Annotated in this window: 25 protein-coding genes and 1 pseudogene; 10 read left to right on the forward strand and 16 right to left on the reverse strand. The window is 63.0% G+C overall.

Annotated features, from left to right (window positions below):
- Positions 1–22 precede the first annotated feature (22 nt).
- The 5 genes from RlegSU303_RS00990 to RlegSU303_RS01010 all read right to left on the reverse strand — a co-directional run bounded on the left by RlegSU303_RS00990 (position 23) and on the right by RlegSU303_RS01010 (position 3,182).
- Positions 23–436, reverse strand: a complete 414-nt coding sequence (locus RlegSU303_RS00990; RefSeq protein ID WP_017958866.1) for a tellurite resistance TerB family protein — start codon at positions 434–436, stop codon at positions 23–25.
- 101 nt (positions 437–537) lie between these two features.
- A complete protein-coding gene (locus tag RlegSU303_RS00995; RefSeq protein WP_017958867.1) occupies positions 538–1,230 on the reverse strand; it encodes a thermonuclease family protein in 693 nt (230 codons plus the stop codon).
- An 11-nt stretch (positions 1,231–1,241) separates the two neighbouring features.
- The gene (locus RlegSU303_RS01000; RefSeq protein ID WP_026158508.1) at positions 1,242–1,919 is read right to left on the reverse strand and encodes a S24 family peptidase; all 678 of its coding nucleotides are present in this window, start codon (positions 1,917–1,919) and stop codon (positions 1,242–1,244) included.
- A gap of 125 nt (positions 1,920–2,044) precedes the next feature.
- Positions 2,045–2,692 carry a response regulator gene (locus tag RlegSU303_RS01005; RefSeq protein WP_003545225.1) on the reverse strand — a complete coding sequence of 216 codons (648 nt, stop codon included), beginning with the start codon at positions 2,690–2,692 and terminating at the stop codon, positions 2,045–2,047.
- 91 nt (positions 2,693–2,783) lie between these two features.
- A complete protein-coding gene (locus tag RlegSU303_RS01010; RefSeq protein WP_017958869.1) occupies positions 2,784–3,182 on the reverse strand; it encodes a hypothetical protein in 399 nt (132 codons plus the stop codon).
- Between the two features lie 119 nt (positions 3,183–3,301).
- Here RlegSU303_RS01010 and RlegSU303_RS01015 point away from each other — a divergent pair, with 119 nt between their 5' ends.
- A complete protein-coding gene (locus RlegSU303_RS01015; protein ID WP_026158509.1) occupies positions 3,302–3,655 on the forward strand; it encodes a DUF952 domain-containing protein in 354 nt (117 codons plus the stop codon).
- Positions 3,652–4,740, forward strand: coding sequence for a quinone-dependent dihydroorotate dehydrogenase (locus tag RlegSU303_RS01020; protein ID WP_017958871.1), 1,089 nt, complete (start codon positions 3,652–3,654; stop codon positions 4,738–4,740). The genes RlegSU303_RS01015 and RlegSU303_RS01020 overlap by 4 nt, the downstream gene beginning before the upstream one ends.
- On the opposite strand, the gene RlegSU303_RS01025 is transcribed toward RlegSU303_RS01020, so the two are convergent.
- The 3 genes from RlegSU303_RS01025 to RlegSU303_RS01035 all read right to left on the reverse strand — a co-directional run bounded on the left by RlegSU303_RS01025 (position 4,716) and on the right by RlegSU303_RS01035 (position 6,913).
- Positions 4,716–6,062 (reverse strand): MATE family efflux transporter, encoded by a 1,347-nt coding sequence (locus tag RlegSU303_RS01025; protein WP_017958872.1) that lies wholly within the window; start codon positions 6,060–6,062, stop codon positions 4,716–4,718. The two genes, RlegSU303_RS01020 and RlegSU303_RS01025, sit on opposite strands and share 25 nt — an antisense overlap.
- Before the next feature lie 85 nt (positions 6,063–6,147).
- Entirely contained in the window at positions 6,148–6,645 is a 498-nt protein-coding gene (locus RlegSU303_RS01030; protein ID WP_131718636.1) for a CAP domain-containing protein, read from the reverse strand.
- Between the two features lies 1 nt (position 6,646).
- On the reverse strand, positions 6,647–6,913 hold the full coding sequence (locus tag RlegSU303_RS01035) for a DUF6460 domain-containing protein (protein WP_026158510.1): 267 nt from the start codon (positions 6,911–6,913) through the stop codon (positions 6,647–6,649).
- Positions 6,914–7,057: 144 nt separating this feature from the next.
- Between RlegSU303_RS01035 and RlegSU303_RS01040 the strand changes: the two genes are divergently transcribed.
- From RlegSU303_RS01040 to RlegSU303_RS01050, 3 genes are all read left to right on the forward strand, one after another.
- Positions 7,058–7,990: a class I SAM-dependent DNA methyltransferase gene (locus tag RlegSU303_RS01040; RefSeq protein WP_131718637.1), complete on the forward strand. Its 933-nt coding sequence runs from the start codon at positions 7,058–7,060 to the stop codon at positions 7,988–7,990.
- 210 nt (positions 7,991–8,200) lie between these two features.
- Positions 8,201–8,836, forward strand: a complete 636-nt coding sequence (locus tag RlegSU303_RS01045) for a YitT family protein (RefSeq protein WP_026158511.1) — start codon at positions 8,201–8,203, stop codon at positions 8,834–8,836.
- A gap of 175 nt (positions 8,837–9,011) precedes the next feature.
- Entirely contained in the window at positions 9,012–9,158 is a 147-nt protein-coding gene (locus RlegSU303_RS01050; protein WP_157626466.1) for a hypothetical protein, read from the forward strand.
- 69 nt (positions 9,159–9,227) lie between these two features.
- Here RlegSU303_RS01050 and RlegSU303_RS01055 read toward each other — a convergent pair whose 3' ends face one another.
- Both RlegSU303_RS01055 and RlegSU303_RS01060 read right to left on the reverse strand, forming a co-directional pair.
- Positions 9,228–9,689 (reverse strand): carboxymuconolactone decarboxylase family protein, encoded by a 462-nt coding sequence (locus RlegSU303_RS01055; RefSeq protein ID WP_011650365.1) that lies wholly within the window; start codon positions 9,687–9,689, stop codon positions 9,228–9,230.
- 23 nt (positions 9,690–9,712) lie between these two features.
- Positions 9,713–10,213, reverse strand: a complete 501-nt coding sequence (locus RlegSU303_RS01060) for an RrF2 family transcriptional regulator (protein ID WP_017958879.1) — start codon at positions 10,211–10,213, stop codon at positions 9,713–9,715.
- 132 nt (positions 10,214–10,345) lie between these two features.
- Between RlegSU303_RS01060 and RlegSU303_RS01065 the strand changes: the two are divergent.
- The 3 genes and pseudogenes from RlegSU303_RS01065 (at position 10,346) to pdeM (ending at position 14,305) form a co-directional block, all read left to right on the forward strand.
- Positions 10,346–10,977 (forward strand): annotated as a pseudogene (locus RlegSU303_RS01065) (YitT family protein).
- 47 nt (positions 10,978–11,024) lie between these two features.
- Positions 11,025–13,535: a ligase-associated DNA damage response DEXH box helicase gene (locus RlegSU303_RS01070; protein ID WP_231283372.1), complete on the forward strand. Its 2,511-nt coding sequence runs from the start codon at positions 11,025–11,027 to the stop codon at positions 13,533–13,535.
- A gap of 44 nt (positions 13,536–13,579) precedes the next feature.
- Positions 13,580–14,305, forward strand: coding sequence for a ligase-associated DNA damage response endonuclease PdeM (pdeM, locus tag RlegSU303_RS01075; protein WP_151519631.1), 726 nt, complete (start codon positions 13,580–13,582; stop codon positions 14,303–14,305).
- A 31-nt stretch (positions 14,306–14,336) separates the two neighbouring features.
- On the opposite strand, the gene RlegSU303_RS01080 is transcribed toward pdeM, so the two are convergent.
- The 6 genes from RlegSU303_RS01080 to RlegSU303_RS01105 form a co-directional block, all read right to left on the reverse strand.
- A complete protein-coding gene (locus tag RlegSU303_RS01080) occupies positions 14,337–14,918 on the reverse strand; it encodes a transglycosylase SLT domain-containing protein (protein ID WP_151519627.1) in 582 nt (193 codons plus the stop codon).
- A 142-nt stretch (positions 14,919–15,060) separates the two neighbouring features.
- On the reverse strand, positions 15,061–15,618 hold the full coding sequence (locus RlegSU303_RS01085; protein ID WP_131628017.1) for a dihydrofolate reductase family protein: 558 nt from the start codon (positions 15,616–15,618) through the stop codon (positions 15,061–15,063).
- A 205-nt stretch (positions 15,619–15,823) separates the two neighbouring features.
- A complete protein-coding gene (locus tag RlegSU303_RS01090; protein ID WP_026158513.1) occupies positions 15,824–16,624 on the reverse strand; it encodes a TIGR02186 family protein in 801 nt (266 codons plus the stop codon).
- Positions 16,624–17,547 carry a sulfite exporter TauE/SafE family protein gene (locus RlegSU303_RS01095; protein ID WP_017958886.1) on the reverse strand — a complete coding sequence of 308 codons (924 nt, stop codon included), beginning with the start codon at positions 17,545–17,547 and terminating at the stop codon, positions 16,624–16,626. The genes RlegSU303_RS01090 and RlegSU303_RS01095 overlap by 1 nt, the downstream gene beginning before the upstream one ends.
- Before the next feature lie 314 nt (positions 17,548–17,861).
- Positions 17,862–21,659 (reverse strand): peptidoglycan-binding protein, encoded by a 3,798-nt coding sequence (locus tag RlegSU303_RS01100; protein ID WP_231283373.1) that lies wholly within the window; start codon positions 21,657–21,659, stop codon positions 17,862–17,864.
- A 448-nt stretch (positions 21,660–22,107) separates the two neighbouring features.
- Positions 22,108–22,809 (reverse strand): SDR family NAD(P)-dependent oxidoreductase, encoded by a 702-nt coding sequence (locus tag RlegSU303_RS01105; RefSeq protein ID WP_017958889.1) that lies wholly within the window; start codon positions 22,807–22,809, stop codon positions 22,108–22,110.
- 272 nt (positions 22,810–23,081) lie between these two features.
- On the opposite strand from RlegSU303_RS01105, the gene RlegSU303_RS01110 reads away from it, so the two are divergent.
- Positions 23,082–24,878, forward strand: coding sequence for an acyl-CoA dehydrogenase C-terminal domain-containing protein (locus RlegSU303_RS01110; RefSeq protein ID WP_131718642.1), 1,797 nt, complete (start codon positions 23,082–23,084; stop codon positions 24,876–24,878).
- Between the two features lie 101 nt (positions 24,879–24,979).
- Positions 24,980–26,188 (forward strand): acetyl-CoA C-acetyltransferase, encoded by a 1,209-nt coding sequence (locus RlegSU303_RS01115; protein ID WP_017958891.1) that lies wholly within the window; start codon positions 24,980–24,982, stop codon positions 26,186–26,188.
- The last annotated feature ends 2 nt before the right edge of the window (positions 26,189–26,190 follow it).

Consider the following 26,190-nt stretch of genomic DNA (forward strand, 5'->3'; position numbering starts at 1 on the left):
CCGCAGTCCAAATTGCTCGCCCTCAGCCCTTGCGGAAGCGGGCAATCGCACTGCGCTCGATCGCCGCGCAGGTGAGCTTGTCGAGGCTGAGCCGGTCACGCAGCAGGCTGAGCAGGCGCAACTCCTCCGCCTTGACCGAGAGATCGGCGGAGGCCACCTCGACGGCCAGCGCATAGGCGGTGTCGTAGAGCTTTGCGGGAAGGGTGTCGCGCACGGTTTCGAGGACGACGTCGAGGCCTTCCGGCCCGGCCAGTAGCGCGGCGCAGTCGCGCGCCACCGAAATCAGCTTGTCGTCATCGAAGTCCCGGAAAACCGGCAGGAATCCGATCAATTGGCCGATCCTTGTCATCTCCCTGTCGTTCATCGTGCTGTCGACAGCGGATGCCATCACCATCACGTAGATCAGCGCATCATGGGCGGAAAGCGGCTTGTTCATCTCTGATTCCTTTTTCGGTCAGCCGAGATTAGGAATTGACGACAGCCATTACAAGGGATCGGCCCGATGCGGGCTGTCCGACCGCTGTCGCGGCCGCCGGTTTAATTGCGGCGCGGATCATCGCCGTAGAGGCCTTTTCCCGCCTGCCTGGCCTTTTCGGCGGCGGATGTAAGCGGCGAACCCGCTGTCGGTTCCGCCCAGCCGTTTTCGGCGAGCCATGAGCCGAGATCCTCCGAGCCCAGCCGGCAGGCAGTCGTGACAGTTTCCTTCCATTCCACCGTCTCGAGATCGCAGCTGACGCTGCGGTTGCGCAACAGCAGGCGCAGCGCCGTCTTTGCCATCATGCCGCAGGGCCATTGCCGGCCCGACGGCCCGCATATCCTGTCGACCGGCGTCGGCACGATGCCGGCAAGCTGAAGCCGGCGCCCACCAAAGGAAAGAATGCCGGCATTTTCGACCATCGGTCGCACCAGTTCGATCGCCTTTGCCGGACGCGCTGTTTGCCCGGCCGCCGTTTCCGCTTCTTGCGGCATATCGGCCGGTTTGGACGCCACGCTGTTCCCTGGGAGCGGAGCGGATGGAGCAGCCGGCTCCGCTGACCGGGCAATCATTTCGGCACGCTCGTCCGACATAGCCGCGGGTTCGCGGGCATCCGCCGGTGCGGTCGCCGTGTCCTCCGCGGACGCCGTCTCTTCACCGGCCGTGCCGCCGCCAAGCCTTGCTTCGCCTGCCAGCAGCAGGCCGGCCACCACCGCCATCCCCGTGATACCTGTGATGAAGGCGGCAGGGCGCATGGAATATCTTCCTATTGGCTGGCCCAGATGATGCGGGCGATCCAGTCGATGTCGGAAAGCTCGAGGGTGCGGTTGGGATGTTCGGGATTGAGCGACATCAGCTCGATCGACCGCGGGCTCTGGCGCAGCAGCACCTTGGCCATCACCTCACCCTCGTTTGTGCGCACGACGACGCGGTCGTTGCGGCGCACCTGTGCCCCCGGCTCGACGATCAGCACGTCGCCGTCGCGGTAGAGCGGCATCATGCTCTCGCCCTGCACCTCCAGCGCATAGACGCCGGCTTTCTGTGCCGGGGCCGCCGGAAATTCCACCACGTCCCAGCCCTGGCCGGCCGGAAAACCGCCATCGTCGAAGAAACCGCCTGCTCCCGCCTGGGCGAAGCCGAGCAGCGGAATAGAGCCGCCCTGCTGGGGAAACGCGCTTTCCTGCTGCCCGGCCGGCTGTTTGGAAAGATCGGCATCCGGCCGCATGAAGGCCAGAAGCTCCTCCATGCTTGCCCCTGTGGCATCGAGCACCTTGGCGATCGATTCCGTCGAAGGCCAGCGCAGCCGCCCGTCGGCAGAAAGCCGTTTCGATTTGTTGAAGGAGGTCGGGTCGAGGCCGGCGCGGCGCGCAAGTCCGGATGGCGTCAGCTCGTGCCGTTCGGCAAGCCTGTCGAGCGCTTCCCAAATCTGGTCGTGTGACAGCATGCGCGCGATTCCGTCGCGGCTGATTTCAACGCCGCGCTTCAACCCGGCGGAATATTAATCGACCGTGCCCTCTGAGTAAAGATGAAAGAGGAATAAAATCCTGTTTCCAAAGGGAAATGTATCGCTCAGGCAACCATCGCCATATTGATCTTGCCGAGCTGGATGACGGCCTGCGTCCGGCTGTCGACGTCGAGTTTCAACAGGATCGCCGAGACATGCGCCTTGATCGTCGCCTCGGAGACGCCGAGTTCGTAGGCGATCTGCTTGTTCAGCAGTCCCTCGCCAAGCATGGTCAGCACCCGGCTCTGCTGCGGCGTCAGCGTATGCAGGCGGTGGATCAGGTCGGCGACATCGGGATCCTGCTCCTGCCCGTCGCGATAACTTTCCGGCGTGGCGATGTCGCCGGCAAGCACCGTCTGGATGCTGCGGCGAATATCCTCGATACCGGAGGATTTCGAAATGAAGCCGGAGGCACCGAGTTCCAGCGCCCGGCGGATCGTCGTCGCATCGTCGGTCGCCGAGACGATGACGATCGGCAGGCTGGCGAATTCGGAGCGCAGCGCCATCAGGCCGGAAAAGCCGCTGACCCCGGGCATGGCGAGATCGAGCAGCATCAGGTCGGCATCCGCATGGGCGCCGGCGGCCCGGCGCGCGGCGGCGAAATCGCCGGCCTCGACGATCGACTGCCGGCCTTCCATGCCGATCACCGCCTGGCGCAGCGCGTCACGGAAAAGCGGATGATCGTCCGCAATGATGATGGTCTGTTCCTGCATCGAAAACTCCCTCCCAAGAGCCCGATCATGCCGGCATGTGCCTCCGCCCCTCCGCGTTGCATACCGGCTTGCTCATAGTGACTATATCAGATCAGGTCTTCTGCGGAAGGGGATTGGTGTTTTCCTCGGCCTGAAACTCCTTCACCATCCCCATGAAACTCTTCATCATCCGCTCCATGATGCTGATCGAACGGTCGACCTCGGCGTCGCTCGGCAATGCGCGCTGGATGACACCGCCCTGTTCGAGCGCCGTCACCCGCTTTGCCAGCCGGTCGAGTTCGTCCTCATAGGCCGCCCGCTCGTCGGCTGCCATCCGGCAGACGAGGGCGCCGTCCTTGTCCTGGCAGATCGACATGGCTCCGGTCTGCCGGTCGAGCCGGACGAAATGGTCGCCGCTCTTCTCCAGCTGGAAACGGCTTGCATCAGCTTCGACGGCCGCCGCGGCCAACGGCATCAGAAAAACGCCAAGTGTGATAACGAATGCCTTCATCGTCTCATCCTCCGGATTTTGCTTGTGGCTGTCCCGTTTTTCGGCGCCGAGGCGTGGACATCGCCGCCTCTTTCCGGCAAAGCCCTCGTGACCGAGGAACAGCCTATCGTGAGGCCATGATGACCCTGACACCGACCCTTTACAAGATCGTGACGGAAACGCTCTGGCAGCAAGCCAGACAAACCGGCACTTTTCATGGCGCCGGCATCGATCTCAAGGACGGCTTCATCCATTTCTCGACGGCGAAGCAGGTGAAGCAGACCGCCGCCCTGCATTTTGCCGGCCAGTCCGGTCTGCTGCTAATTGCCGTCGATGGCAGCCGCTTCGCCGACAAGCTGGTCTTCGAGCCCTCGCGCGGCGGCGATCTTTTCCCGCACCTCTACGCCGATCTGCCGCTCGCCGCTGTGCTCTGGGAGGCGCCGCTGCCGCTCGACGAAGCCGGCGCCCATATCTTCCCGGAGCTCGCGCCATGATCGATCCCTTCAAGCGTCTCGCCCGCAAGGGTCTCTTCCTGTTCGATCCGGAAACCGCGCACGGCATGTCGGTCGCCGCCTTAAAATCCGGCCTCGTGCCGGCCTGCCAGCTGACGCCCGATCCGCGCCTGCGCCAGACCGTTGCCGGCCTTACCTTCGAAAATCCGCTCGGCATGGCCGCCGGCTACGACAAGAATGCCGAAGTGCCGGAGGCGCTGTTGAAGCTCGGCTTCGGCTTTACCGAGATCGGCACGGTGACGCCGAAGCCGCAATCGGGCAATCCGCGCCCGCGCATCTTCCGCCTGGTGGAGGATGAAGGCGTCATCAACCGTCTCGGCTTCAACAATGAAGGCCATGATGCCGCCTTCGGGCGCCTCGCCGCGCTGAGGGGCGGTGGCATGATCGGCGTCAATATCGGCGCCAACAAGGACAGCGAAGACCGCATCGCCGACTATGTCGCCGGCATCCGGCGCTTTTATTCCGTCGCGCGTTATTTCACCGCCAACATCTCCTCGCCGAACACGCCGGGCCTGCGCGACCTGCAGGGGCGCGAAAGCCTTGCTGTGCTGCTGTCATCAGTGCTTGCGGCGCGCGACGAGATGGCGGCGGCATCCGGCCGGAAGATCCCGGTCTTTTTGAAGATCGCCCCCGATCTGACCGAGGAAGGCATGGACGATATCGCCGCGGAAGTGCTTTCGCATGCGCTTGATGGCCTGATCGTCTCCAACACCACGCTGTCGCGCGACGGACTTAAGGATCAGCGCCAGGCGAAGGAGGCGGGTGGTCTCTCCGGTGTGCCGCTTTTCGAAAAGTCGACGGCGGTGCTCGCCAGGATGCGCAAGCGCGTCGGCCCGGCCTTGCCGATCATCGGCGTCGGCGGCGTCTCCTCGGCCGAAACCGCATTGGAGAAGATCAGGGCGGGCGCCGATCTCGTCCAGCTCTATTCCTGCATGGTCTATGAAGGCCCCGGCCTGGCCGGCGATATCGTCCGCGGCCTCTCGAAACTCCTGGACCGCGAAAAGGCCGCCTCGATCCGCGACCTGCGCGATACCAGGCTGGATTATTGGGCGGCGCGAAAGGTCTGATCGGCCCGCGGCTTGACGAGCATCGCCAGGAAGAAGCCGCGAAAGAGCAGGAAGGCGTTCATCGCCAGCCACAGGCCGTGATTGCCGAAGAGCGGCACGAAGACCGCGAGCATCAGGAGATAGCCAGCGAAGGACATCAGCATTCGGTTGCGCATGTCTGCCGACCACGTCGCGCCGATGAAGACACCGTCCATCAGGAAGGCGAGTGCGCCGGTCAGTCCGGTGACCGCCGCCCAGGGCAGATAGGTCTCTGCCGCCTGCCGAACCTCTGGTGAAGTCGTCAGCACCGAGATCAGCCAGGGGCCGGCGAGGAAGAAGAAGGCCGAGCCGAGCGCCGCCAGCCCGAAGGACCAGAAGATCGTCAGCTTCAGCCCGCGGTCGAAGGCCGGCCGGTGGCGCGCGCCGATTGCCCGGCCGATGATCTGTTCGGCGGCATTGGCAAGCCCGTCGAGATAATAGCCTGACAGCAGGAAGAAATTCATCACCACGGCATTGGCGGCAAGCGTCACTGCGCCGAAGCTGGTGCCGATCCGCGTCATGATGGTGAAGGCGCCGATCAGCACGAAGGTGCGGATCAGGATGTCGCGGTTGAGCGCGAAAAGCTCAGCCAGCCGGTGCCGGGAAAAGACCTCAGACCATGCCGGCCGGGCTGCTTTACCGAATCCGCGCAGCACGATGACAAGCCCGGTAAGCGCGCCGACGGTTTCGCCGGCCATCGTCCCCCAGGCGACCCCTGCCACGCCCCAATCGAGCGTCAGGCCGAGATAGATGGAAAGCAGGATGTTGATGCCGTTGATGATCGCCTGCAGCAGCAGTCCGATATTGCCCTGTCCGCGCCCGAGCACGAAGCCAAGGATGGCATAATTTGCCAATGCCGCGGGTGCCGCCAGCATGCGGATGGAAAAATAGGTGCTGGTCGCCTCGGCGATCGCGCCTTCCGCCCCCATCAGCCTCAACCCCGCCGTCATCAGCAGCGGCGAAAAACAGAGCAGCGCCAGTCCGCAGCCGAGCGCCGAAATCATCGCCCGGGAAAAGACTGCTTGCTGCTCGTGCTGGTCGTGACGGCCATAGGCCTGCGCCGTCAGCCCGGTCGTCGAGGCGCGCAGAAAGTTGAAGCTGCCGAGGATCAGATCGAACAGCATCGCGCCGATCGCCAGCCCGGCCAGCGCTTCCGCATTGCCCATGCGGCCGACGACGGCGGTGTTCGTCAGTCCGAGCAGCGGCGTCGTCATGAAGCCGAGCGTCATCGGAATGGCGATCGACAGCACCATCAGGTGCGTCACGTCGAATGCAAGCGCGTTGTGATTGCTGCGTGTGTCCATGCCGGCCTCGTCGCGGCAGCGCCACGCGTCGTTTCAGATGCGCAATAGACGCTGCATCACTTGAACTGCTGCAGGCGGAATCACCTCAGCTGGAAAGCACCATGGCCCAATAGGGCAGGTTCCTGGAAGATGTATTATGGGCGACGGCGACGCCAAGGCCGCCGTACCGTCCAAGCATGTTTTCCAGGTGATGCGGAGAGTTGATCCAGGCCGTCACCACGGCATCGACGCTCTGCTGGCCCGACGCGATGTTTTCCGCTGCCGGCAACCGCACGCCGCTCGCCTTGACGCGCGCGCCAAAACTGTCGGTCATGCCCATGAGATGCGCCATCTTGCCGGCGCTCGCCATGCGTTTCGCCTGGATAAGAGCGGCAGTACTCGCCGCCGGATCGACGGCAAGCGGCGGCAGGCCGTTTTTGGCCCTGAGCTGGTTGACGAGCGGCAGCACACTCGCTGTCTCGTCTTCGCCCTCCGACGGCGTGCCGGCCATCCGCGGGGTCGTGGTGCAACCGGCGATGCCGGCGGCGAGCGCAAGTCCGGAAAGGCGCAGCAGGCCGCGCCTGGAAAGATCGATGGATGTCATGTTACCGGCGGTAGCTGAAAAGACGAAGGATGATGAAGAGCGGGATGACGATCGTCGCGCCGAGGAGCAGATAGTCGCCGACGCGCCCGAGAGCCGAGAAGCCGCGGTACCAGATCTCCAGGATGAAATCGCGTATGCCGTCGATGATGCCCCACGGCGTCAGGCCGAAGACAGTCATGACGAAACCGACGATCAGCGACACCACGATAAGCTTTATCAATGTGCGGCCGATTGAATCGCCGAGGAACCTGTTCGCCTGATCGGACATAAGCCATCTCCTGTTTGCCCTTGGAATAAGGTCGCGGCGCGACGCCCGCAAGCCCTTTCCGGAATTGGCCGCTTCGCCTCTGAAATAGGACTTGAGTTTTTTTGTGGCCGCCGCCAAATGCGCGCGAACCAATAAGGTCCATTGATGCAGCCCCACCAGCTTTCCTCCGGCGACGTAATTGCCGACCGCCGCGCCGACTATGCCAGGATGCTCGAAGAAGGCGGTGAGCCGGAAGCGGCCGCCGAGCTGATGGAACAGGCTCTCGAGCTCGTGCCTGGCTGGGCCGCCGGCTGGTATCGCCTCGCCACCTACCTGGAAAAGGCGGGCAGGGCGGATGCCGCGATCGAGGCCTATCGCAAGACGCTTGCCCTCGATCCGGAAGACATTTTCGGCGCAACCCTCAAGCTCGCCCTTCTCGGCGACGCGGCCACGCCCGACCGGCCGCCGAGCCGCTATGTCGAGCGCCTCTTCGACGACTATGCCGACCGTTTCGAATCAGCGCTTATCGAAAAGCTCGACTACAGCGTCCCGCAGAAGCTTGCAGCGCTCATCGCCTCCACCGGCAGGCGCTACGAACGCGCCGTCGATCTCGGCTGCGGCACCGGCCTGCTCGGCCCTGAAATCCGTGGCCGTGTCGGCCGCCTCGAGGGCTTCGATCTCTCGCAGAACATGCTGGCTAAGGCCGCCGAGAAACATGTCTATGACAGTCTCGCCCAGGCCGATCTCTCGCTCGCACCCGATCTCTCCGGCCTTTTTGCCAATGCAGCGCGCCATCGCGCCGACCTGGTGACGGCAGCCGATGTGCTGATGTATCTCGGCAATCTCGAGAGCGTCTTTGCCATCGTCGGAGAACTCGCGGCATCAGGCGCCGATATCGCCTTTTCCGTCGAGGATGCGGGGGAGGGCGAGGGCTTCCATCTCGCCCCGTCGCTGCGTTACGCCCACTCGGAAACCTATGTCAGCATGCTTTTTGCCCGTCACGGGCTGGAAATCCTGAAGACCGTCAAGTCGTTCATTCGCAAAGATGGCGGAAAACCGGTTTCCGGCATTCTGTTCCTTACGCGCAAGCCCGCGTGAGCGAACATTTCTTGCGATTTTTGAATAGGTCAGCATTGCTTACCTATTTCGCTTGATCGGAAGACCGAAAAACCCGATACTGCACCACATCGGCAGAGAGCCCGGCAATATTACGCCGAGGCGCTCGGGCTCCTTTCATGATGCAAAATTCCGCCGCGCCGGGTTTTCCCAAGCGCGTTCTTGAACTCGTCTGCCGTGGAGACTGGCGACATGACACAGCTCATCAATGCCCTTGGTTTTTGGAATACGACTGCGACGCGCCACACCCCGATCGAAGACGTGCAGGGCATATTCTCGGGCAGCCTCGTTGCGGCGCTCGGCCTCTATGTGCTCGCCAGCGCTGGCCTTCTGACCGGCAGCACGGCCGGCGTGGCCTTCCTCCTGCATTATGCCTTTGGCGCCAATTTCGGTCTCGCCTTCTTCCTGCTCAACCTGCCGTTCTTCTATCTCTCCTGGAAGCGACTCGGCATGGCCTTCACCATCAAGACCTTCATCGCCATCGGCCTGACGTCGGTGCTTGCCGATGTACAGTCGCGCTTCTTGTCCATTTCAAGCATTCATCCGGCCTGGGCGGCACTTCTCGGCGGCCTGCTGCTCGGCTTCGGCCTGCTGGCGCTCTATCGCCACCGCGCTAGCCTCGGCGGTGTCGGCATTCTCGGCATCTACCTGCAGGAGCGTTTCGGCATCCGCGCCGGCCTCGTCCAGCTCGCCATCGACATCTGCGTGCTCGCCGCCGCCTTCTTCGTCACCACGCCGCCTGTCGTCTTCTATTCGGTTCTCGGCGCCGTCGTCCTCAACCTCTTCGTCGCCATCAATCACCGCGCTGATCGCTACATCGCGCTTTAATTTTATGCATGTCGGTTATCGCAAAACCGCCGCACACTTTTGCGCGACATGCTCCAACGTTACAAATCGGTAAGCCATTCTAAACAAAACGTAACTTGCCTGTGATCGGTCGCGGCGCGAAACTCATCTCGCGCCGGATTTGATGAGGTGAACTATGTCAGATTTGGAAAAACTTGTGAGACGCCGTATGCAGGAAGAATACGCCAAGGGCGCTTCCGCAGAAGAAATTTCGAAAGTCGTCCGCGACCTATTCAACAGCATCGACCTCTCGGGCAATCGGTTTGACGCCGTTGCCGTACGGGCCATCAGGGATCACGAGTGACCCGATATTCGACCGACCCGAGATTTTCGGGTCGGTTGCCAGGATGAATTCCCTGCAAGCGGATTGCGATTAGGCTGCCTTTTGCGCCGCATCGAGCGGATGCTGTGAGCGGAAGCCGACGGCAAGCCGGTTCCAGATGTTGATGGCGCCGATCGCCACCGTGATCTTGGTCATCTCTTCCTCCGAAAAATGCGCCTTCAGGGTCTCGTAGTCGGCATCCGGCGCGCCTGTCTTGGCGATATTGGTCACTGAATCCACCCACCCAAGCAGCGCCCGTTCGCGGGCGTCATAGACCGGCGATTCCCGCCAGACGCACATCAGGTTGATCCATTGTTCGGAGAGCCCATCGTGGCGGGCTTCCTTCACATGCATGTCGACGCAATAGGCACAGCCGTTGATCTGCGAAGCGCGCAGCTTGATCAGGTGGATGAAGCGGCGCTCCAGCCCGGAGGACTGGACATATTGCTCGAGCGCGGCGACTGCCTTGTAGGCGTCGGGAGCGGCTTTGGCGAAATTGAAGCGTGGTTGCATGCTCTTTCTCCTTTGTTGGTGGCTCAACGAGCCGTCTTGCGTTCATGGATTTCAAGGAAGGCGCAGCCTCTCGCTGCGATCGATCCGTCGTCGACGGCGGCAAGTTCGATGCCGATATCGGCCAGGCTCGTCTTGGCGAGTTCGGCGCGATAGACCCGTTCGGCTTTCAGCATCGCCGCGTTGATGGTGCAGGGCTGGGCGAACAAGCGATCGGAGACCGGGTTCGGTCCGCGCTGGCGGATTTCAGCGCAGCGGAACGCCGGTGCAGACCCCTCGACCGCGAGCACGATGTCGAGCAGCGAAATCTCCTTCGGCGCTTTTGCCAGCCGATATCCGCCCTTCGGCCCCGGTACGGTATCGAGGATGCCGGCGCCCGACAGCGCCTGCAGATGCTTCAGCAGATAGCTTGTCGAGACGCCGTGGAATTCTGCCAGCGCGGCCGCCGAAAGCACGCTGCCTTCGGAGAGGCCGGAAAGCATCGCAACGCTGTGAATGGCCTGCTCGACCCCATCGCCCATCTTCATGCACCCGGCCTCCTCAAATCGTGGATAAAAAATATCCACGATTGTGTCGGCTGTCAAGAGGTGTCCTCGCTGCTGCCACTTGTCTTTATCCTGACCCCGGATAGAAGACGGAAACGCCGACAGGGGAACAACATGGCATCCAACGCTTTCGTAGGCCTTCTGAATTCCAGCGCCGATCGTCACTCGCTCTTCGACGACGCCCAGGGCATCGTCGCCGGCAGCATGCTCGCCGTGCTCGGCGTAACGCTTCTCTCCGGCGCGGGGCTGCTTGCTGGCGGCACGGCGGGCCTTGCCTTCCTCGCCCATTATGCGACGGGCTTCAGCTTCGGCCTCTGCTTCTTTGCCGTGAACCTGCCCTTCTATTATCTCGCCTTCCGCCGCTTGGGCGCCGCCTTTACCATCAAGACCTTCGCCGCCATCGCGCTCACCTCGGTCCTGTCGGAATTCGTCTCGGGCTTCATCAGCATGGCGCATGTCGATCCTATCGCCGGTGCGCTCTTTGGCGGCCTCGTCATCGGCGCCGGCATGCTGGCGCTCTTCCGCCACCGCGCCAGCCTCGGCGCATCGGCATTCTCGCCCTCTATATCCAGGATCGCTTCGGCTGGCGCGCCGGCTTCGTCCAGCTCGGCTTCGACGGCATCATCCTGGCGCTCTCCTTCTTCGTCGCGAGCCCCTTCATCATCGCCTGCTCGGTGCTCGGTGCGATCGTTCTCAACCTCACGATCGCCATCAACCACCGCAAGGACCGCTATATCGCCATGTAAAGGCTCGCGGCTCTTCTTTTTCCCCTGCATTTCACTACCTTCCAGGCGTGGACCAGATCGATTCCGAAGCTCGTGCCTTGCTGCCTGCCGCCTTTACCCGCTGGTTTGCGGAAAAGGACTGGCGACCGCGCGTCCATCAGCTGGAGCTGCTTGCCCGCGCCGAGGCCGGCGAAAGTACGCTGCTGATTGCGCCGACCGGCGCCGGCAAGACGCTCGCCGGTTTCCTGCCCTCGCTCACCGATCTCACCCGCCGCGGCAAGATCCCGCCCGGCTCCGCCTTCACCGGTATCCACACGCTCTATGTCTCGCCGCTGAAGGCGCTTGCCATCGATATCGAGCGCAACCTGATGAAGCCGGTCGAGGAGATGGGCCTGCCGGTCACCGTCGAAAACCGCACCGGCGATACGCCCAACGCCAAGCGCCAACGCCAGAAGCTCAACCCGCCGGATATTCTGCTGACGACGCCGGAACAGGTTGCCCTGCTGCTGGCCAACCGGGAGGCCGAGCACTTCTTCAAGGACCTGAAATATATCGTCCTCGACGAGCTGCATTCGCTGGTCACCTCCAAGCGCGGCCATATGCTTTCGCTTGGCCTTGCCCGCCTGCGCCGCCTTGCCCCCGGTCTCCAGACGATCGGCCTGTCCGCCACCGTCGCCGAACCGATGGATCTGCAGAAGTGGCTGGTCGGCCAGGAAGAGGGTAGCGAACATCATGCCGGCCTCGTCGTCGTCGAAGGCGGCGCCAAGCCCGATATCTCGATCCTGTCGACCGAGGAGCGTATTCCCTGGTCCGGCCATTCCGCCCGATATGCCATTCCCGACGTGTACCGCCAGCTCGTCGAACATCGCACGACGCTGCTCTTCGTCAACACCCGCAGCCAGGCGGAAATGCTTTTCCAGGCGCTCTGGACGATCAATGACGACAACCTGCCGATCGCCCTCCACCACGGCTCCCTCGACGTCGCCCAGCGCCGCAAGGTCGAGGCGGCGATGGCCGAAAACCGGCTGCGCGCCGTCGTCGCCACCTCCACCCTCGATCTCGGCATCGACTGGGGCGATGTCGATCTCGTCATTCATGTCGGCGCGCCGAAGGGCGCCTCGCGTCTTGCCCAGCGCATCGGCCGCGCCAACCACCGCATGGACGAGCCCTCGAAGGCGATCCTCGTGCCCGCCAATCGTTTCGAGGTCATGGAGTGCCAAGCCGCCCTCGATGCCAATTATATTGGCGCGCAGGACACCCCGCCCGTTGGCCGCGGCGCGCTCGATGTGCTCGCCCAGCATGTGCTCGGCATGGCCTGCGCCGAACCTTTCGACATGCTGGAACTCTACGATGAGGTCATCAGCGCCTCGCCCTATGCCGATCTGAGTTGGGAGACCTTCGAGCGCGTCGTCGATTTCGTCGCGACCGGCGGTTATGCGCTCCGCACCTATGACCGCTACGCCCGTATCCGCAAGACAGCGGAGGGCCGCTGGCGCGTCTCCAATCCTGCGGTCGCCCAGCAATATCGCCTCAACCTCGGCACCATCGTCGAAAGCCCGATGCTGAATATCCGCATGGTCAAGCGCGGCGAGGGCGGTAGGATCGGCCGCGGCGGCGCCACGTTGGGAAAGGTCGAGGAATATTTCCTCGAGCAATTGTCGCCGGGCGATACCTTCGTCTTCTCCGGCAAGGTGCTGCGCTTCGAGGGCATTCGTGAAAATGAGTGCCTGGCGTCGCAGGCCTTTTCGCTCGATCCGAAGATCCCCTCCTATAATGGCGGCAAGTTTCCGCTGTCGACCTATCTCGCTGAGCAGGTGCGGGCGATGATCGCCGATCCCGATCGCTGGCGCCGCCTGCCGGATCAGGTGCGCGACTGGCTGTCGCTGCAGGACGACAAGTCGATGCTGCCGAAGCGCGACGAGTTCCTGATCGAAACCTTCCCGCGCGGCAGCCGCGCCTATATGGTCGCTTATCCCTTCGAAGGCCGTCTTGCCCACCAGACGCTCGGCATGCTGCTCACCCGCCGGCTGGAGCGGATAGGCGCCAAGCCCCTCGGTTTCGTCGCCACCGATTATTCGCTGGCCATCTGGGGCCTCGAGGATATGGGACTGATGATCCGCAATGGCCGGCTCAATCTCTCCGACCTCTTCGACGAGGACATGCTCGGCGACGATCTCGAGGCTTGGCTGGACGAATCCTTCCTGTTGAAGCGCACCTTCCGCAATTGCGCCGTGATTGCAGGCTTGATCGAACGCCGCCATCCGGGCAAGGAAAAGAGCGGCCGCCAGATCACCGTCTCCGCCGATTTGATTTATGACGTGCTGCGCAGCCACGAGCCGGATCACATCCTCTTGCAGGCGACGCGGCAGGATGCGGCGACGGGACTTTTGGATATTGGCCGTCTTGGCGATATGCTGAGGCGAATCAGGGGTCACATCACCCACCGCGCTCTCGACCATATTTCCCCGCTCGCCGTGCCGGTGATGCTGGAAATCGGACGCGAGGCGGTGCCGGGCGAGGCCCATGACGCACTCCTGGCCGAAGCGGCGGATGATCTGATCGCCGAAGCTCTCGCCTGATGAAATATAGGGCCTGACTGACGTATTTGGGAATAAGAGAAGTGATGAACCGCCTGGCGCTGGCGCGCGACATATCAGGACTGGCCGCGATGCCGGGCATCGAGACATCGGTCCATGGCATTGCCGTCGTCTGCGATCCGCTCGGCGCCCTCTATCTGCCCGATGCCGGCCTGCTCGTCGTCTCCGACCTGCATCTGGAAAAGGGCGCAGCCTTTGCGCGCCGCGGCATGATGCTGCCGCCTTACGATACGCTGGCGACGCTGACCGTCCTTGCCGCCGTCATTTCCCGCTATAACCCGAAGCTCGTTATCTCGCTCGGCGACAATTTCCACGACCGCATCGGTTCCAAGCACCTGCCGGAGAATTTTCGCGCCCTGATCGTCGAGATGGCGCGCGGCCGCGAATGGATCTGGATCAATGGCAACCATGATCCGGATGGCATCGTCGATTTGCCGGGCACATCTGCCGACGAGATGCATTATGCCGGCCTGACCTTCCGGCACGAGCCGAAGAACGGTTTGCAGAGCGGCGAAATCGCCGGCCACCTGCATCCGTCGGCGACCGTGCGCCGCCGCGAGAAATCCGTCCGCCGCCCCTGCTTTGCCACTGACGGCGCCCGCCTGCTGATGCCAGCCTTCGGCCTCATGAGCGGCGGTCTGGATCTCGGCCACCAGGCGATGAAGGGCCTATTCGACAAGGCTTTGCTGGTGGCGCATCTGCTCGGCAAAGACCGGATTTATTCTGTCAGGTACGGGAATTTGTGGGGGTAGAGCCCTTCATATTTGGACGGCACCGCCTAGCTCAATCGCACTCCTGCAACTGCCGCTGATACGTCCCTGCCATCCGCGCAAACTTCTGCGCCGTTTGCTGCAACTGCCTGTTTGAGCGCCAGTCGCCGCGTTTGTACCCTGTCGGACCGGAATAATAGGCAAGGTAAAGATTATAGGCATCGTTCAGCGGAATGCCGGTCTCCATGCTGTTCTGATAGTGATACCAGCCGATGAAATCGATCGCGTCGGCGAAGTTCGCCCGCCGCGCCGCCCAGTTCCCCGTCTGCGATTGATAGTGATCCCAGGTCCCGTCGAGTGCCTGCGAATAGCCGTAGGCCGTTGAAGGCCGGGTCCAGGGAATGAAGCCGAACAGCTTGGTGCGCGGCGGCCGCGCATAGGGCTGGAAGCCGGACTCGGTATACATCGTCGCCATCAGGATCGGCACGGGCACGCCGTACTTCTTCTCCGTTCGTTCTGCGGCGCTCTGCCAGCTGGAGAAGAGCCCGTCGCGCTCGTCGAAGACGGCACAGATGTTCCTCGTCTGCTTCGGCGCCGTCGCGCAGCCGGCAAGCAGCGCGAGACCCACGGCCGTCAGAACGATACGAGTACGCATGACAAAACCTCTCGTTTCCGAGAGATTACTAACTCGTAAATGTTAAAAACCGGTTTTTAGTCGAATGCGAACTTCCCCGGCTGCCTCCTTGTGCGGCCAGGGATCGATACCCTGGCCTGACCATCGGACGGCATCCCATCCACTACGCTTTGACGGGCTCGTAGCGCAGGATCACCGCGCCGCCTTCCGTCGTCGAGGATTCGATGAGCTTCAGCGGCACCTGGCCCTCTGCCGGTTTGAAAAGCGGATTGCCGCCGCCGAGGATCACCGGCACCAGGCAAACCCTGATCTCGTCGATAAGGCCGGCTTTCAGCAGAGTGTCGGCAAGCTCGGCGCTGCCGAAGATGAAGATCGTCTTGCCGTCCTCCTGCTTCAGCCGCGTCAATTCGGGGATCGGATCGCTGACGACGCGGGCATTGTTCCAGCCGGGCTCGCTCATCGTCCGCGACACGGCGATCTTGGCGATGCCGTTCATATAGGCCTTGATCTCACCTTCGCCCTCGGCGGTCGGCCAGTAGGCGGCCATGCCCTCATAGGTCTTGCGGCCAAACACCAGCAGATCGCCTTCCCTGCCGAACTGTTCGGCATAGCGCTGCAGCTCGGCCCCCCAGGCGAAATTGTGGAAGTCGATATCCCAAGGCTTCGTGCCTTCGAAATAACCATCGAGTGTCATCAGGTTCCAGACAACAAGCTTTCTCATTTCCATCCTCCTTCTGAATTGCCATCCATCATGAAAACTGGTTGCGTTTAACAACTGGTTGAAAGCTAAACTGACTGATAGCGAAATGCAAGCGGTTTTTTTTGGAGTAGAGCATTCGGGCAAGCAGCTGCTCCCGCAGGCCTTCGCCCTCAGCGCCTTGCCGAGCCTATTTTCGGGAGGAAATCCTGAGCGCCTTGGCTATGGATCAGTCCTTGCGGAAGATCAGGCTGGCACCCCAGCCGGTGATGACGGCGAGCAGTACGGCCGCAAAGCCGTAGAGGATCGGCTGCTCATGCGCCGCATCGGTGATCGTCTGCTCGATGCCGGTCTTGATGACCCGCAGCGGCAACGATTTTTCGGTGACGAAAAGCCCGCTCTTGAACAGGTAGGCGCGCACGGTGTGCACGCCGTTCGGAATGTTTGCCGGCAAGCGCAGGCTCGCCTTGAAAAGGTTGGAGGAAACGAACCGCACGCCGCTCGGGTTGCGGTCGTAGAGCCCGCCACCCTGCTGTAGCCGCCGGAAGGCGTCGCGGAACTCGCCGAGATTGCTGCCGTCGCCGACGAAGCCGACCGGCGTCAGCGGAATGTGGTCGATGCCGATCCCCTGATCGGTCAGCTCGAGCGGTGTCGTCAGATCGTCGATCATACGCGAGCTCGACATCGAATAGGAATGCGGCACCGCTTCGAAGGTCATCGAGCGGGTGTTCACCCAGATGCCGAAGACGCGTTCCTTCCTGCGCACTGTCGCATCCTCGCGCGGGCCCTCCAGCACCACGACCACGTCATATTGGCCGATGGCGAGCAGCAGTTGGTCGGTATTCGAGAGCGCCCCGAAGATGGTCAGATCCGCGCCGTGGAAATCCGAGGTGATGGCGATTTCGCTGGTCGAGGTGCCGATTTCCAAACCTTCACGCACCGCTTCCGTTGCCTGCCCGGGTAGCCACTGCGCTGCGGCTACCGCCGGCAGCAGGCAAAGCAATGCGATGACAGCGGCAGCCAGGCGCATCAATTGCCCACTCCCATCACCACCGAATAGACGTCGGCCGGCGTCACCACCAGAGCGATCGCAAGACGCACGCCGACGGCGAGCACCAGCAGGCCGAGCAGGGCGCGCAGCTGCTCGCCGCGCAGTTTCTGGCCGACGCGCACGCCGTATTGCGCCCCGATCACACCCGCCACCATCAGGATGAAGGCGAGCACGATGTCGACGGAAAAGTTCGTCGCCGCCTGCACGATCGTCGTATAGGCGGTCACGAAGATGATCTGGAACAGCGAGGTGCCGACGACGACATTGGTCGGGATACGCAACAGGTAGATCATCGCCGGCACCATAATGAAGCCGCCGCCGACACCCATGATCGAGGTGAGGATTCCGATCGCAAAGCCGAGTGCCACGATCGGAATGACGCTGAGAAAGATCTTTGATTTCTTGAAGCGCACCTTCAGCGGAAGCTTATGCACCCAGTGCTGGTGGCCGGGCTTGCGCGGTGCGGGCGGCTCGTTGCGCGCTGCCCGCCGCATGGCATTGACGCTTTCGAGCAGCATCAGTCCGCCGACGGTGCCGAGGAAGACGACATACATCAGCGAGATGATGAGATCGAGCTGGCCGATGGCGCGCAGCAGCGAGAAGATCCAGATCCCGACCGTCGCACCCGCAAGGCCGCCGACCAGCAGCACCGTGCCGAGCTTGACGTCGAGCGAGCCGCGCCGGAAATGCGAGATCGCGCCAGATATCGACGACGCCACCACCTGGTTGGCGCCGGTCGCGACTGCGACAACCGGGGGGATGTTGTAGAAGATCAACAGCGGCGTGATGAGAAAACCGCCGCCGACGCCGAACATTCCAGACAGGAATCCGACGGCCGCCCCCATGCCGAGAATGATGAAGATGTTCACCGACAATTCTGCGATGGGCAGATAGATTGTCACAGCCGACCCCGAATGATGACCGCTCCTGCCGGGCGGTTTCTTGTCACGTCCCCGTTCGAATGCGCATCATACTGTGAAATCGTTGCCAGAGGCTTTCGATCGGCCCCGTGATTAGCCATAGAGATTGACGGAGAGATCGGTGGCAGAGGATTCGCCGGATGCGTGGATCGATATGTCCGGGCATAATCCGGCTTTTTTCAGGTTTTGTGACAGGCGACGGCAAAATTGAAAAAAGCCTTGCGGCATAGTGCCGCCAGGCGTTTTTCATCGCCGGAACAGAGAGTCCAGACGATCCCGCGTCGATGCGACGCGCCTCAGATTGCCTTGCTGCCCTGCTTGTTGCGTTCGAGCAGCGCCTTCACGGTCGCATCGGTCACCTTGCCGTCCGGTTCCTGGCCGACAGACTTCTGGAAGTTTTTGATCGCGGTCACGGTCTTCGCGCCCATTTCGCCGTCCGGCACGCCGGCGTCGAAGCCGTTATTGTTGAGGATCGCCTGGATGTTGCGGACCGCCTTCTTCATGTCGACGCTCGCCGTCTTGGCGCCGGTGCCGGCCCACTCGTCGGGAATGTCGATGGCGTTCGTGCGATGGTCGACCGGTTCCGCCTTCCAGAGATCGGCCTTGGCGCGTGCCCGTTCGAGCTGGTCGGGCTTCATGGCTTTGGCCACTTCGTCGCGCTTCTGCGCCGCATCCTTGTCGCCACCCTTGGCGGCGATCGCAAACCATTTGTAGGATTCTTCGAGATCCGCCGGGACGCCATTGCCGCGCGCGCAGAGGATCGCCAGGTTGAACTGGCTGTCGGTGATGCCGAGGTTCGCTGCCTTGGTAAACCACGAGGCGGCCGTTGCATAATCCTGCTGGCCGAGCGCGCCGGAGGCGTAGAGGACGGCGAGATTGTGCATGGCGCTGGCATTGCCTTGGTTGGCCGCCTGTTCGTAAAAACCCTTCGCCTTGGCGATGTCGCGTTCGACGCCGTTGCCCTTTTCGTACATGCTGCCGAGCCGATATTGCGCAGGCGCAAAGCCTTTGTCGGCCGCAATCTGGTACCAGCCTGCGGCCTGCTTCTGATCGACCGCCATGCCGTTGCGGCCGTCGGAATAACGTGCGCCGATCTCGAACAGCGCCAGCGCATCGCCGCCGCTCGCCGCATCGGCAAGCGATTTCGGCTGGACGGTATCGGGAATGGTGATGGCCGGTGCGGGTGCTGCCGCAGCCGGGGCGTTCGGAGCGAAGCCCGATATCTCCTGTGCCGCGCCCGACGGACCCGGAGGGGCAAGGGTCGCTGCCCCTTCGCCGTCAAGCGGCGCCACGTCGGTCAGATGCTCGCCGGCGTCAGGCAGGGTCGCTTCCGGCTGGGTCTGTTCGGCGGCGGGCGGTACAGCATCCGCTGCCGGAGCGGTCGTTCCGAGAGAGGCGGCATCCGGCTGGGCAGGTGTCGCGTCAGGCAAGGCCGGCGACGGATTTTCGGCGCCAGTCAGCGCCGAGACTTCTGCTGGCGGCTGCGGCGCGCTCTCGCCACTTGTCAGCGTTCGGGCCAGCGGAAAGGCCATGATCGCGAGCAGCACGGCGCCGACCGCCAGCAGGATCGGCCGCCGGTAGCGCGAAAAGGCGCTGGTCTTGCCCGTCTTGTCAGAAGCCTTGCCGGCCTTGTCGGCAGTCGCGCCCTTCTTCTCGGCCTTGCCGGCTGCCTGCTTCGGATTGGCATCCACCTCCATCGCGGCCGCCTGCGCCGCACGGCGCGCGGCAGCGATATAATCGGCGCGATCGGTTTCGCCGGCAGGTTTGCCGCGCGCCGCACTCTGGCTGGCGCGAACCCGTTCAAGGATCTTCTTCACGTCAGGCGCGCCCGAACCGGGCTCGAGTAGTTCGTTTGCCGCATCGGTCGCCACCACGTCGGTGGGGTCAATCGACGGCGCGGGGTCGATCATCGGACGTTCGGTCGCCCGGCTCTCGGCTTTCTTGCCGGGCAGTAGCCGCTTGCCGAGGTTGGCGAGCAGGCTGGCCTTTGCCGGTGCCTGTGTCCCTGCCGATGCCGCTGCTGTCTCCGTTGTCCTGGTCGCGGCGTCGATGGCGATCGCGCTCGTTCCGCTCATGGCGGTGGCTTGCGCCGGGGCGGCAGGTTCGGCGGCGACCTCGGCCGTCCGGATAACAGGAGAAGCCTTCGCTGTCGGGGCAGCGGCCGGCGTCCTGTTCAGCTCCGCTTCGGCCACCATCAGCGCATAGGGATCGACATCGAAATCGACGTCGGCGATCGGCATCTGCGCGGCCGGCCGCCCGCGATCTTCCATGCCGTCGAGCCGATCGGCGATATGCACCAGCGTCTCGTGCAGCGCCTGGAAAGTCTTGTGCGTGCGTTCCTCGCTGTCGCGGCTGAGGTCCTCGAGGTGGCGCAGATCTTCGGCCAGCGCCGTCAGCGCCGACATGTCGGCGTCGGGCATGACACCCTGCGGGCCGCCATGGCGCGAATAGGCTTCGACGACGGCCTCTGCCGCCTGGCGTGCGGCCTCGATGATATATTCATCGCTCGTCGCCATGTAATCTTCGATGGCGCCCATGCGCTGGTCGAACTCGGGGGGTATTACAGCGCTTTCGCGCGGCGCGCTCATCAGCGCCGAAAGATTGGCGATCTGGTCTTCGAGGTTCTTCAGCGCCCGCGGATCGGTCGGCGCTGCCGATGTGCTCTCTTCCAGCCGGGCGGCAATGTCGCTCAGCCGTCCTTCGAGACGCAGGAAGGCGCCGTCGTCGACTACCGCGGCCGGTGCCGGTGCCGGCGCCTGCTGCTGATGGGCCATCTCGTCGATGCGCCGGGCGAGATGGTCGAGCCGCTGGGCCAGCACATCGTTGACGGCGCCGTTCTCAAGCGCGTCGATCTTGCGGGAAATGTCGGAAAGCGTGCCGGTGAGATCGGCCTGCGGCGCAGTCTCCTGCGTGCGCTCTAGCAGATAGGAAAGATGTTCCAGCCGTTCGTCGAGCCGCGACGTCGATTCCGCCTTCGTCAGTTCCTCGACGCGTCCCGTCAGTGCCTCCAGCCGCATCGCCAGCTCGTCGGCCGGGTTCACGCGGCTGGCCGCATCATGGCTCATCAGGTCGATCTGGTCGGCGAGCGCCGCAAGCCGGCTTTCCAGCCGCTGCATCAGACCCGGATCATTCGCAGTGGCGGTGCGGCCGCTTGCCGCGATTGCCCGGCTGATCTCGTCGAGCCGCATGTCCATGGCCGCGAACTGTTCGGACATGACCCGGTCGTGCGGCTGGATCATATTGCCGAAATGCTCCATCGCCGTGGCGATTGAGATGAGCTTGTCTTCCAAGGCCCGAACAGCCGGGCTTTCGCCCATGCCGCCGATATGGCGCTTGATATCGTCGAGCCGATAGGCGAGCGAAACGAGCTCTTCCTGCAACCCCTCGGTATCGAGCGCCGCAAGCCGGTTTTCGAAGCCATCCCAGCGATTTTCCAAATGGCGCAGCGAATCTTCGCGCGCCAGCCCGTCCATCAGCGAGCGCAGCTCTTCGAAATCCTCGCGAAGGCCCGTGGCCTCCGGTGCGGCGGAGCGGCCGGTCAGTTGCGTGATGCTCTGGGCCAGGCGGCCCATGTCCGCGCGTATGTCGTCGGCGAAGCGGCCGTCTCCGGCATTTGTCTTGATTTCGCGCAGCTCGGCGCGCAGCGCGTTCATTTCGCGGGTGACGCCCTCGGAAATGTCGCGCTTGAGGTCCTGCCGCAGATTTACGAGCGCCTGGGCGATCTCCGTCATCGTGTCGTCGCCGGCGCGGAAGGCGGGTGCCGGCACCGGGGCAGCGGCGCGCGGCGCAGGTTCACGAAGCTGCGGAGCCTGCTCGCGTGCGTAAGGCCGCTCGCGGCCGGCTTCAAGCGCGCGCTGGCGTTGACGAATTTCGGAGAGCGGATCCGGCCGCGGCTCGGGCAGGGCTTTTGCTGGCCGGGGAGCATGGGAAGCGGCATAAGGATCGCGCTCGGCCGTTGCCGCGCGCGGCCGCTGTTCGCGCCCGCTGCCCATCAGCCCTTCGATGCGCGCCTCCAGCCCTTCGATCGTGCGGTTCAGCGCATCGAGCGAGGTCCTGTCGGACTGTCGGGAAGGATTTGATCGCGATCCGTTCATCTTCTTGCTCGCTTCGACTGCTCGACCCCTCGTCAGAGCTCGATCGTTGGCTTTTCGTCTGCTGCCCGCTTTACGCGGGCCTGAGCGCACCATTCATAAGACGATAGTCAATTAGACTTTCCTCAAGCTGAACGATGTAGCGGCATCCTAAGGGAACGCGAGACGGGGGAAAGGATGCGGATCACTACTGCTCAATCCGCACCTTTCACGAAACGTGGTAAACAAGCCGTTAATGCCGATGGGAATTTTTTAACGTTTGTGTTCCAAACGCCGTTTTTGGCGGCAATTGCCCCCGAACGCGTCATATCGAATGGCCGCTCGCGCGCTCAGGCCGGCCTGGATATTGCAGCTCGATCTTCACGCCTTTAGGGCCATAGACGAAGACCTGGCCGAGATCGGTGTCGGGAATATCGTAGTATTCGTAGCGATAGCCACCCGCCAGCAGGGCTCAGAAGCTCTCCGTCCAGGGCCGAACTTCCACCTCCAGCGACCATGCGCTGCGGTGCTGGCGAAGCACATCGATATAGGTCTGGGCGATCGCATCCGGCAGCAGCGTACCATCCGGCTTCTCCACCCGGTCCGGCCGGATCTGCGAGCGCACCGCGCCGTCGATGACGAAATGCGCGACATGGATGCCCATCGGCCCGAGTTCGCGGGCGGCACTCTGGGCAAGGCCGCGCAACGCGAACTTGCCCATCGCGAAGGGGGCCGATTGCGCAAATCCCTTCACGCTTGCCGACGCGCCTGTCATGAGGATGGCGCCGCGGCCGCGCGGGATCATCCGTCGCGCCGCCTGCTGCACCACCAGGAAACCGCCGAAAGCAGTGGTCGCAATCGCCTTCTCGACCTCGGCGGGATCGAGTTCGGCCAGCGGTCCGCGCTGACGGGCGCTGGCATTGAAGATCACCACGTCAGGCCCACCGATTGCGGCGGCAGCCTCGTCGAACAGTGCCACGACGCTCGCCGGCTGCGAGACGTCGGCGGTAAAGGCGCTGGCGCCCGTTTCATCGACCAGCGCCTGGAGTTTTTCGATATTGCGGGCGGCGAGCCCGACCTTGACGCCCTGCGCCGACAATTGCCGGGCAAGCGATGCGCTGATGCCGGAGCCCGCACCGACGATGAGTGCGCTCTCATAGGGAAAGTCGGTCATGATGTCTTCCTCGATGGATCGTTCCACAGACGTAGGACGTCGGAACGACTTGCGCTACTGCTCGGCCGAGACTCCGTTCTGCGGTGGACAAGGAAGATGAGATGGCGTCTGCTCCTTTCGGCGCCTTCATGGCCCGCGGATTCGTGCTCTCGAATTTTTTCAAGAAAGACGCCGTAGCTGTAAAATTTGACGTTTACGCAAACGTCAATATTTTGTAAGACAGTGCCCAAGGCCGTCGCAATCCGGTCAGTCGAATGGGAGGAATTTGAGAGATGCCAGTCTACAAGGCCCCGGTGAACGATACGCTTTTCGTCCTGAACGACGTACTGGGTCTCGAGCGCTACAACAATTTGCCGGGTTTTGCCGACGCGACCCCCGATATGATCGAAGCGATCCTCAGCGAGGCCGGAAGGGTTGCCGAAGAAGCTCTCTTTCCGCTGAATTATTCCGGCGATCAGGAAGGCTGCACGCGTCACGACGATGCCAGCGTCTCGACGCCGAAGGGCTTCAAGGAGGCTTATAAAGCCTATCGCGAAGGCGGCTGGATCGGCCTTGCGGTGCCGGAAGAATTCGGCGGGCAGGGGCTTCCCTATACGCTGCATACCGCCGTCGGCGAATATACGTCTGCCGCCAACATGTCGCTGATGATGTATCCGGGCCTGACGCAGGGCGCGATCGCGGCACTCCTCGTCCACGGTTCCGACGAGCAGAAGGCCACCTATCTGCCGAAGATGGTGGACGGCACCTGGTCGGGCACCATGAACCTGACCGAGCCGCATTGCGGCACCGATCTCGGCATGCTGCGCACCAAGGCAGTGCCGCAGGCTGACGGCAGCTACAAGATCTCCGGCCAGAAGATCTTCATCTCCGCCGGCGAGCACGACCTGACTGACAATATCATCCATCTGGTGCTGGCCCGCATCGAAGGTGCGCCCGAGGGTACCAAGGGCATCTCGCTCTTCATCGTTCCGAAATTCCTCGTCGGCGAGGACGGCGAGGCAGGCGCCCGCAACGCAGTCTCCTGTGGTGCGATCGAGCACAAGATGGGCATCCACGCCAACGCCACCTGCGTGATGAATTACGACGAGGCGACCGGCTTCCTGATCGGCGCCGAAAACCGCGGCCTCAACGCCATGTTCGTGATGATGAACGAGGCCCGCCTGATGGTCGGCCTGCAGGGCATCGCCATTTCCGAGATCGCCTATCAGAACGCCGCCAGCTATGCCCGCGACCGCATCCAGGGCCGCTCGTTGTCCGGCCCCAAGGCGCCGGACAAGAAGGCCGATCCGATCATCGTCCATCCGGATATTCGCCGCACGCTGATGACCATCCGCGCCTTCAACGAGGCCGGCCGCGCCTTCCTGCTCTGGACCGCGCTCAAGTCTGATATCGCCCACCGCGCTAGCGACGAGAAGGAGCGCCAGACGGCCGACGACATTCTCGGCCTCGTCACCCCGATCCTCAAGGGTGTGATGACCGACAAGGGCTTCGATCATGCCGTCATGGCCCAGCAGGTCTTCGGCGGCCACGGCTATATCGAAGAACACGGCATGAGCCAGTATGTGCGCGATGCCCGCATCGCCATGATCTATGAGGGCGCCAACGGCATTCAGGCACTCGATCTCGTCGGCCGTAAGCTGGCCTTGAACGGCGGCCGTGCCGCCATGGCCCTCTTCAAGGAGATCGGTGATTTCTGCGAGGAGAACCGCGAGAACGAAAAGCTCTCCTTCTTCACCAAGCATCTGAAGAAGGGCTTGAACGACGTCCAGGGCGCGACCATGTGGTTCATGCAGAATGCCATGGCCAAACCCGACAATGCCGGTGCCGGCTCGACCGACTACATGCACCTCTTCGGCCTCGTCATTCTCGGCTATATGTGGGCGAAGATGGCCAAAGCCGCCGAGGACGGCCTTGCATCCGGCGATGCCGTCCGCGAGGATTACCTGAAGAACAAGCTGGTGACCGCCCGCTTCTTCATGGAACGCCTGATGCCGGAAACCGCGCTTCGCAAGGCCCGCATCGAGGCTGGCGCCGACACGATGATGGAACTGGCCGCCGAAGCGTTTTGAGCTGGTTCTCCCTCCCCCTTGTGGGGAGGGCTGGGGAGGGGTCTTAATCTCCTCCTTCCAAGATTTGAGGCAAGATAGATTGCCGTCAGGGAGATGAGACAATGACCGAGGTTTTCATTTACGACCACGTGCGTACGCCGCGCGGCCGCGGCAAGAAGGACGGCGCCCTGCATGAGGTGCCCTCCGTCCGCCTTGCCGCAAAGACGCTGGAGGCGATCCGCGATCGCAACGGGCTCGATACGGGAACGGTCGACGACATCATCATGGGCTGCGTCGATCCGGTCATGGATGCCGGCGCCGTCATCCCCAAGGCTGCTGCCTTCGAAGCCGGTTACTCCACTAAGGCGCCTGGCATGCAGATTTCCCGCTTCTGCGCCTCCGGCCTCGACGCCGTCAATTTCGGTGCCGGCAAGATCGCCCAAGGGGCCGACGATATCGTCATTGCAGGCGGCGTCGAAAGCATGTCGCGCGTCGGCCTCGGCATGTCCGGCGGCGCCTGGTTCATGGATCCTTCGGTGAATTTCCCGGCCTATTTCATGCCGCAGGGCGTCTCGGCCGATCTGATCGCCACCAAATACGGCTTCAGCAGAACCGATGTCGACGCTTACGCGGTCGAGAGCCAGAAGCGTGCCGCCCATGCCTGGGAAAAGGGCTGGTTCGACAAGTCGGTCATCCCCGTCAAGGATCAGAACGGCCTGACGATCCTGGCAAAGGACGAGCATATGCGCCCCGGCACAGACATGCAGGCGCTCGCCTCCCTCAATCCGTCCTTCCAGATGCCCGGCGAGATGGGCGGCTTCGAGGCCGTCGGCATCCAGGCCCATCCCGAGATCGAGCGCATCAACTATGTCCATCATGCCGGCAATTCCTCCGGCATCGTCGATGGCGCCAGCGTCGTCCTGCTTGGTTCCAAGGCGGGCGGTGAGAGCATGGGCAAAAAGCCGCGCGCCCGCATCAGGGCTTTCGCCAATATCGGCTCCGATCCGGCCCTGATGCTGACCGGGCCTGTCGACGTCACCGAGAAACTGTTGAAACGATCAGGCATGAGCCTTGCCGACATCGATCTCTTCGAACTCAACGAGGCCTTCGCTGCCGTGGTGCTGCGCTACATGCAGGCCTTTGACATCGACCATGACAGGATCAACGTCAATGGCGGCGCCATCGCCATGGGCCATCCGCTCGGCGCCACCGGCGCGATGATCCTCGGCACGGTGCTGGATGAACTTGAACGCCGCGACCTCAACACCGCGCTGGTGACGCTCTGCATCGGCGCCGGCATGGGCACGGCAACGGTTATCGAGAGGGTCTGACG

The sequence above is a fragment of the Rhizobium sp. SU303 genome, from assembly GCF_021052345.1.
GTDB lineage: Bacteria > Pseudomonadota > Alphaproteobacteria > Rhizobiales > Rhizobiaceae > Rhizobium > Rhizobium laguerreae.